This window comes from Pseudomonas sp. LAIL14HWK12:I7, from assembly GCF_000483465.1.
GTDB classification, from domain to species: Bacteria; Pseudomonadota; Gammaproteobacteria; order Pseudomonadales; family Pseudomonadaceae; genus Aquipseudomonas; species Aquipseudomonas kermanshahensis.
Map to the genome: position 1 here is coordinate 1 of NZ_KI519608.1, position 8,691 is coordinate 8,691.

6 protein-coding genes are annotated in these 8,691 nt (G+C 62.4%); 5 read left to right on the forward strand and 1 reads right to left on the reverse strand.

All coding sequences use genetic code 11. The features are described from left to right. Positions 1-103: 103 nt before the first annotated feature. Positions 104-1,399: an MFS transporter gene (locus D886_RS0126315; RefSeq protein WP_027596740.1), complete on the reverse strand. Its 1,296-nt coding sequence runs from the start codon at positions 1,397-1,399 to the stop codon at positions 104-106. A 755-nt stretch (positions 1,400-2,154) separates the two neighbouring features. Here D886_RS0126315 and fdnG point away from each other — a divergent pair. The 5 genes from fdnG to D886_RS0126340 are packed head-to-tail and all read left to right on the forward strand — an operon-like array spanning position 2,155 to position 8,566. Beyond that, positions 2,155-5,205, forward strand: a complete 3,051-nt coding sequence (gene fdnG, locus D886_RS0126320; RefSeq protein ID WP_081717572.1) for a formate dehydrogenase-N subunit alpha — start codon at positions 2,155-2,157, stop codon at positions 5,203-5,205. A 13-nt stretch (positions 5,206-5,218) separates the two neighbouring features. Beyond that, positions 5,219-6,103 (forward strand): formate dehydrogenase subunit beta, encoded by an 885-nt coding sequence (gene fdxH, locus D886_RS0126325; RefSeq protein ID WP_027596742.1) that lies wholly within the window; start codon positions 5,219-5,221, stop codon positions 6,101-6,103. Continuing rightward, positions 6,100-6,735 (forward strand): formate dehydrogenase subunit gamma, encoded by a 636-nt coding sequence (locus D886_RS0126330; protein WP_027596743.1) that lies wholly within the window; start codon positions 6,100-6,102, stop codon positions 6,733-6,735. Before fdxH ends, D886_RS0126330 begins: the two co-directional genes overlap by 4 nt. Next, positions 6,732-7,634, forward strand: a complete 903-nt coding sequence (gene fdhE, locus D886_RS0126335) for a formate dehydrogenase accessory protein FdhE (protein ID WP_027596744.1) — start codon at positions 6,732-6,734, stop codon at positions 7,632-7,634. The genes D886_RS0126330 and fdhE overlap by 4 nt, the downstream gene beginning before the upstream one ends. Positions 7,635-7,690: 56 nt before the next feature. Continuing rightward, positions 7,691-8,566, forward strand: a complete 876-nt coding sequence (locus tag D886_RS0126340; protein WP_027596745.1) for an AEC family transporter — start codon at positions 7,691-7,693, stop codon at positions 8,564-8,566. Positions 8,567-8,691 lie beyond the last annotated feature (125 nt).

Consider the following 8,691-nt stretch of genomic DNA (forward strand, 5'->3'; position numbering starts at 1 on the left):
TAGGAGCAGCCTTGTGCTGCGAAGAGGCCGGTGACCACACAACAGATCTTCGCTGTTATCACTGGCCTCTTCGCAGCACAAGGCTGCTCCTACCGAGGTGGGGTTATCGGGTTTCGGCTTGCGCTGCCCCTGTGCCTTGCACCGGCTCCAGCGGCGGATGCTCCTGCGCGGCATGCATCAGGTCTTCAGTCACTCGCAACTCGGCACCGGTGGGCGAGAAGGTGGTGGATGCCGCGAACGGCGCCGGGTGCTCGGCCGCCGGGCGCTTGCCTCGGCGCCACAGGAAGAAGCTGACCATGGCCAGGTTGACCACTGCAAAGGCCCAGAACAGCCCGGCCTCGCCAAACGACGTCATCATCGGCGAAATCGCCAGCGGCGCCAGCGCCGAACCCAGCGAGTTGATCAGCAGCAAGCCCTGGATCATCGGCACCAGCGCGTCGGACGGTGCACGGTCGGCAGCGTGGCTGACCGCTACCGGGTACAGGGCGAACACGCCGCCACCCAGCAGGAACAGCATTGCGGGCAGCAATGACGATTCAGACGGCAAGAACACCGTAATCAACGACAGCACCACGCACAGGCCGGCCAGGGCAATCAGCACATCCTGGCGGTCCTTGCGGTCGGACCAGCGCCCAACCGGGTACTGCAGCAGCATCGCACCCAGGATCACCCAGGCCATCATGCTGCCGACTTCGCCCACGTCCAGGCCAATACGTTGCAGGTACAGCGGCAGCAGCGCATAAATGCCGGCAATCGCCACCCCCGAACCGAAGCAGCCGACCAAGCCCGACGGCGCGACTCCCAGCAGTTGGCGGGGCTTCAGCGGTTCGACCTGGTCCAGCAGTGGCGACACCCGCGGCAGGATCACGATCGGCAGCACCGACAGCGCCGCGAGCATACCCGCGAGCATGAATGGCGCGGTGTCGCCCAAGCGGGTGATTTCGCCAAGGCCTGCCTGGGCAATAACGCCGGCGCCGTAGAAGGCAATCATGTACAGCGCCAGCAGGCGGCCACGGATTTTCGCGTCGCCGGCCAGCAGCAACCAGCTCTCGATCACGAGGAACACGCCCACCGCAGCCCAGCCGTTGATCAGGCGCAGGATCGACCACCACGTGGTGTCGTAGAACAGCCCTTGCAACAGGATGGTCGCGGCGATCAGCGAGGCGAAGCTGGTGTAGGCGCGGATATGGCCGATGCGCAGGATCAGCCGGTCATTGAAGATCGCGCCAAGGGTCAAGCCAATAAAGTAACTGGACGACACAATACCGATGGTGGTGGCTGATTCACCGGCCGCGCCCAGGCGCAGGGTGGTCAGGGAAGACATGAAACCGTTGCCCAGGGCAATGATGAAAAGCCCGAGCAGGGGCGCCAGCGCCATGGCCAGCAAACGCGGAGACATACGTACCTCAAGTTGGATGAGCGGAATGAGCGCCTCTTCGGACGCGCACGCCAGCTGGGCCCGAAAGGGGGCCAAGAGGCTGCACGGATGTGCCTGGGCTGGATGCGACCTGGGCAAGACTCAACCGCTGGGCCGTAAGGGAGCTGGGCCGGGCGGGGTCGGTTGAGCCTATTTCACATGGGCGGTCATGTGTTCAGGCGCGGACTCTGTCATTGCTGCCGGTTGCCACCGTTCAAGGCGACGGGCGAAAAGGAACCGCGATTCTACGTGCTTGCAACCTTTTGCCCAAGGGGCATTGGCCTGCGACGAGACGCCGCAGGGCGTCGCGACGTACAGGCTTAATTCGCCCGTTTAATAATAATTTGTATAGAAAAATAACTTTAGTCGTATTGATTCATTGTTTTGGCGGCGGGCAGTGAGTATTTATTGATCTGGATCAATACAGGTACGTAATTAAATACCGTATCAGCCTGTTGATCGACAGAACTTATCAAGCAATCAAGCCGCTCAATTGGTCCCTGCGGCATCCTGCCACTACAATGGCGGGCGCGGCCCGCAAGGGGCGCCTTGATAAACGTGTGATGCCGCGGTCCATTTAGTCGTTGCAAAAGAAGTTGCGTTTTAATAACGCGCTGTAGATTTCTATTGCCCCTGACTTGTGCCCGTCACCGAATTAGAACGATCAGCCGATAACACCCGTTGATAAGTAACGCCTGTGTGCCCGGTATTTAATCGGGCCGAGATGAGGAGATCCCATGGCACTTGGCAGACGACAATTTTTCAAACTGTGCACGGCCGGTGCGGCGGCAGCGACCACGGTGTCGCTGGGCTTTGCCCCGGCAGTGGCCAATGCCAGCCAGTCACGCCAATACAAGCTGTTGCGCGCCAAAGAGACCCGCAACAACTGCACCTACTGCTCGGTAGGCTGCGGCATCCTCATGTACAGCCTGGGCGACGGCGCGAAAAACGCCAAGGCACGCATCTTCCACATCGAAGGCGACCCGGACCACCCGGTCAGCCGAGGTTCGCTGTGCCCGAAAGGGGCAGGGTTGGTGGACTACATCCACAGCGAACAGCGCCTGCTGTACCCGGAGTACCGCGCGCCAGGCTCGGACACGTGGCAGCGGATTACCTGGGACCATGCCATCGAGCGCATCGCCCGCTTGATGAAGGCTGACCGCGATGCCAACTTCATCGAGAAAAACGCCAAGGGCGTTACCGTCAACCGTTGGCTGTCCACCGGCATGCTGTGTTCTTCGGCGGCCAGCAGCGAAACCGGCTCGCTCGACCAGCGCTTTACCCGCGCCCTGGGCATCCTCGGCACCGACAGCCAGGCGCGGGTCTGCCACGCCCCGACCGTGTCGGCGCTGGCGCCCACCTTTGGCCGTGGCGCCATGACCAACAACTGGGTGGACATCAAGAATGCCAACGTCGTACTGATCATGGGCGGCAACCCCGCCGAAGCGCACCCGGTAGGCTTCAAATGGGTGATCGAGGCGAAGATCCGCAACGGCGCCAAGGTGATCGTCGTCGACCCGCGCTTCAACCGCAGCGCTGCAGTGGCCGACCTGTATTCGCCCATTCGCGCAGGCTCCGACATCACCTTCCTGATGGGGGTGGTCAACTACCTGATCAGCCATGACCGTATCCAGCACGAGTACGTGCGCGCCTACACCAATGCCAGCCTGATCGTGCGCAGCGACTACAGTTTCGACGACGGCCTGTTCAGCGGCTACGACGCCAACACCCGGCGCTACGATCGCAGCTCGTGGGCCTATGAACTCGACGAGCAGGGCTTTGCCAAACGTGACGTGACGCTCAGCCACCCGCGCTGCGTGTACAACCTGCTCAAGCAGCATGTGAGCCGCTACACGCCGGAGCGGGTCAGCGAGCTGTGCGGTACGCCAAAGGACGACTTCCTGCAGATTTGCGAGATCCTTGCCAGTACCAGCGCACCGGACAAGACCGCCACCTTCCTCTATGCCCTGGGCTGGACCCACCACACCACGGGCGCCCAGATGATTCGCGGCTCGGGCATGATCCAACTGCTGCTGGGCAACATCGGCATGGCCGGTGGCGGCGTCAACGCCCTGCGCGGGCACTCCAACATCCAGGGCTACACCGACCTGGGGCTGCTGTCGCAACGCCTGCCGGGTTATATGAACCTGCCGTCCGACAACCAGACCACGGTCGAGACCTACCTGAAAGAAACCACGCCCAGCGCCCAGCTGCCCGGGCAGGTCAACTACTACCAGCACACGCCCAAATTTTTCATCAGCCTGATGAAGAGCCTGTGGGGCGACAAGGCCACCCCTGAGAACAACTGGGGCTTCGACTGGTTGCCCAAGTGGGACGACAGCTACGACGTACTCAACTATTCCAACCGCATGTATGAAGGCAAGGTCAACGGCTACATTGCCCAGGGCTTCAACCCGATCGCGGCCTTCCCGGACAAGAACAAGGCCGCCGAGGCCTTGGCCAAGCTCAAGTTCCTGGTGATCATCGACCCGCTGGCGACCGAGACGTCGAGCTTCTGGCAGAACCACGGAGAGTCCAACGACGTCGACCCCGCGGCGATCCAGACCGAGGTCTTCCGCCTGCCTTCCAGCTGCTTTGCCGAGGAGAACGGCTCGATCGTCAACTCCAGCCGTTGGCTGCAATGGCACTGGGCCGGGGCGGCCCCGCCCGGTGAGGCCTGGCACGATGGCAAGATCCTCGGCCACCTGTTCATGAAGCTGCGCGAGCTGTACCGCGACGAGGGCGGCGTATGCCCCGAGCCTGTGTTGAACATGGCCTGGGACTACAAGAACCCCTACGATCCAGAGCCCGAAGAAGTCGCCAAAGAGTCCAACGGCTACGCCCTGGCGGACCTGCATGATGACAAGGGCAACCTGGTGCTGCGCAAAGGCCAGTTGCTGGACAACTTCGCCCAATTGCGCGATGACGGCAGCACCGCCTGCTTCAACTGGGTGTTCGCCGGCTCCTGGACCGAGGCCGGCAACCAGATGGCCCGCCGCGACAACGCTGACAGCGGCCTGGGCTGCACCCCAGGTTGGGCGTGGGCCTGGCCGCAGAATCGGCGCATTCTTTACAACCGTGCCTCGGCCGATCCGCAGGGCAACGCCTGGGACCCCAAGCGCCAGATCATTGCCTGGGATGGCAGCCGCTGGAGCGGCAGCGATGTCCCGGACTACCCGGTAACCGCCGCGCCAGGCAGCAACGTCAACCCGTTCATCATGCTGCCCGAAGGGGTAGGCCGGTTGTTCTCGGTTGGCGCCATGAACGATGGGCCGTTCCCTGAGCATTACGAACCGATCGAAAGCCCACTGGCGTCCAACCCGCTGCACCCCAATGTCAGCAAGAGCCCGACCGCACGCCTGTATGAAAGCGACCGTGCGCGGATGGGCAGCCGTGAGGAGTTCCCTTACGTGGCCACCACCTACTCGATCACCGAGTTGTTCCGCCACTGGACCAAGCATTCGCGGCTCAACGCGATCATCCAGCCCGAGCAGTTCATCGAGATCGGCGAAGTGCTGGCCAAGGAAAAAGGCATCGTCCAGGGCGACCTGGTGCGGGTCAGCACCAAGCGCGGCTACATCAAGGCCAAGGCGGTAGTGACCAAGCGTGTCCAGCGGCTAGAGGTCGCCGGCCAGATGGTCGACACCATCGGCATCCCGTGCCACTGGGGCTTCGAGGGTGCCACCCGCAAAGGCTTCCTGGCCAACACGCTGACCCCGGGGGTGGGTGACTCCAACACCAACACCCCGGAATACAAGGCGTTCCTGGTGAACGTGGAAAAGGCCTGACGGAGCGACGCACATGTCCCTGCAATCCCAAGACATCATTCGCCGTTCGGCGACCAACGCCTTCACCCCCGCGCCGCGTGCCCGCGATCACCAGGCCGAGGTGGCCAAGCTGATCGACGTCAGCATCTGCATCGGCTGCAAGGCCTGCCAAGTGGCCTGCAACGAATGGAACGACCTGCGTGACGAGGTAGGCCACAACGTCGGCGTGTACGACAACCCGGCCGACCTCACGCCAGACACCTGGACGCTGATGCGGTTTGACGAGCACCAGGACGAAAGCGGCAAGCTGGAATGGCTGATCCGCAAGGATGGCTGCATGCATTGCGCCGACCCGGGCTGCCTCAAGGCGTGCCCGCAACCGGGGGCGATCATCCAGTACGCCAACGGTATCGTCGATTTCCAGTCCGAGCATTGCATCGGCTGCGGCTACTGCGTGGCCGGTTGCCCGTTCGATGTACCGCGCATCAGCAAGAAGGACAACAAGGCTTACAAGTGCACGTTGTGCGTTGATCGGGTCAGCGTGGGCCAGGAACCGGCCTGCGTGAAAACCTGCCCGACCGGCGCGATCAACTTCGGCAGCAAGGCTGACATGCTGGTGCAGGCCGAAGAACGCGTGAGCGAACTGCAAGGCCGCGGCTTTGCCGGTGCCGGCATTTACGACCCGCAGGCGGTCGGTGGCACCCATGTGTTCTACGTGCTGCAACACGCCGACAAGCCGCAGCTGTACCACAAGCTCAACCCAGACCCGCGTATCAGCAGTGCGATCGAGGGCTGGAAAGGCTGGCTCAAACCGGTAGCCGCCGCGGCATTCTTCGCCACCCTGGCGGGCACGGTGTTCCACTACATCGGCGTTGGCCCTAACGAAGTCGAGGAAGACGACAAGGAGACCCTGGTATGAACAAGGACCGATTGATTCTGCGCACGCGCTTCATCGACCGGGCCAGCCACTGGTTCATGGTCATCTGCTTCTTCCTGGTGGCGATGTCGGGGCTGTCGTGGTTTTTCCCGTCGTTGAACTGGCTGAATGGCGTGTTTGGCACACCGCAGCTGGCGCGCATCCTTCACCCGTTTTTCGGGGTGGTGGTGTTCGTGGTGCTGATGTTCCTGTTCGTGCGCTTCGTCAGGTACAACCTGCCCGAGCGTGAAGACGGCATCTGGTTTCGCAACGTCAAGCGCGTGTTGGCAGGCGACCACAGCCAGCCGCTGCGCATCGGCAAATACAACGCCGGCCAGAAGATCCTGTTCTGGGGGATCATGGGCCTGATCACCTTGCTGATGCTCAGTGGCGTGATCATCTGGCGGCCGTGGTTTGCCGACTACTTCAGCATCTCGCTGATTCGGATTGCCTTGTTTGCCCATGCACTGGCAGGCATCTCGCTGATCCTGCTGATCATTGGCCATGCGTACCTGGCGTTCTGGGTGAAAGGTTCGATTCGCGGCATGATCACCGGCTATGTCTCACGCAGTTGGGCCAAGTCGCACCACGATCGCTGGTATCAGCAGATCAACAGCAAGAGCGAGAAGAAATGAGCAGCATCAAACTGACGGCGGTCGAGCAGCCTACCGGTGGCGTGGGCACCATCAGCGCCTTGTTGCTGCCGCAACTGGACCAGCACTTCGCCAAGCGCGGGGCGCGTTTGCGTCACTTGGCACAGGGGCATGAGCAAGCCGACTATCTGGAGTTCGCCGCCACCATCGCGCAGGCCCAGCAGCGTTTGCTCGATCGTTTTCCCGTGCCGGCCAACGTGCTTGAGGCTCTGACTGAGCGGCTGGGCGCTGAGGCGCCATTATCGACGCAGTTGCACTCAGGTTACTGGCAGCAAGTGCTCGAGCATCTGCTCGAGGACCTGCGCACTGACGCCAGCGACCCGGTATGCGCGGCCCTGGACAGGCTCGCCGCGCTGAGCGCCGATCAGCGCGAAGCCTGCGCCCAAGACTTGCTGCAGGGCCAATATGGCAAGGTGAACAGCGGCGAGGCGGTGTTTTTGTGGGCCGCCCTGGGGCTGTACTTCGTGCAACTGGCTGCGGCCTTGCCGGCGCATGCGCATGCGGCAGTGGGCGAGCATCGCCAGTTCTGCCCAGTGTGCGCCAGCGCGCCGGTGGCCAGCGTCATCCTCACTGGCAAGCGTGCTGGGCTGCGCTACCTGCATTGCGGGTTGTGCGAGAGTCGCTGGCACATGGTGCGGGTCAAGTGCAGCAACTGCGAGCACACCGGTAAGCTGGACTATTGGTCGCTGGAGCGTCAGGACAGTGCGGTCAAGGCGGAAAGCTGCGGTGACTGCGAAAGCTACCTGAAGGCCTTCTATTACGAGCACGACCCGGCACTGGAGCCTGTCGCCGATGACTTGGCCTCCTTGCAGCTGGATGCCGAGCTTGAAGGGCAAGGCTTTGCCCGTAGCAGTATCAACCCATTTATGTTTCCGGGTTGAAGCAGCGTAGGACTGCGGCATACTGACGCCTTTCGCACACCAGGAAGGTAAGGCTCATGCTGGCATCGTTGTTCGCCGTTCTGGCACCTGTGTTCATCGTTGCCGGCATTGGTTTTGCCTGGGCCCGCAAAGGCTTGGACTACCCCACTGAGTTCATCGCCAGGCTGGTGATGACGGTCGGCACACCGTCGCTGGTACTGTCGACCTTGAGCCGCACGGAACTGGACCCAACGGCATTTACCAGCATGGCGCTGGCCTGCCTGTTGTGCACGTTGGGCATGGCCCTGGCAGGCCTGCTGGTCAGCCGTGCCTCGGGGCTACACTGGCGTGTGCTGCTGCCGGCGTTCATGTTCCCCAACACCGGCAACATGGGCCTGCCGATCAGCCTGTATGCCTTCGGCGAGCGCGGCCTGGCCCTGGCGGTGGCGTTTTTCCTGACCCTGTCGATCGTACAGTTCACGGTCGGCATGGCCATCTCCGGCACGGCAGCTTCGCTCAAGGCGCTGGTCCGCAACCCCGTTGTGATCAGCCTGGCGGGCGCGATGCCGATCATCTTTCTGGATTTCGAATTGCCGCGTTGGCTGGCCAACACGGTGAACCTGCTCGGTGGTATGACCATCCCGCTGATGCTACTGACCCTGGGCGTTTCGCTGGCCAGCATTCGCCTGCGCCATGTGGGCAGCGGCATGCTGCTGGGTGGTTTGCGTATCGGCCTGGGCGCGGCGGTGGGGTGGGCGGTTGGCGTGGCCTTGGGCATGGATACCCTGGAGCGTGCGGTACTGATGGTGCAATCGGCGATGCCGGTGGCGGTGTTCAATTACCTCATGGCCGTGCGCGCCAACCGCTCGCCGGAGCAGGTGGCGAACCTGGTGATGTGTTCAACGGTGCTGTCATTCGCCTGGTTGCCGATTGTGCTGGCGGGGTGGATGTAGCGTGCTGCCTTGTCATACGGGCTTTGTGTAGGAGCAGCCTTGCGCTGCGAAGAGGTCAGTAAAAGCAGCGAAGATCTACTGTGTTTTCACCGGCCTCTTCGCAGCACAAGGCTGCTCCTACACGG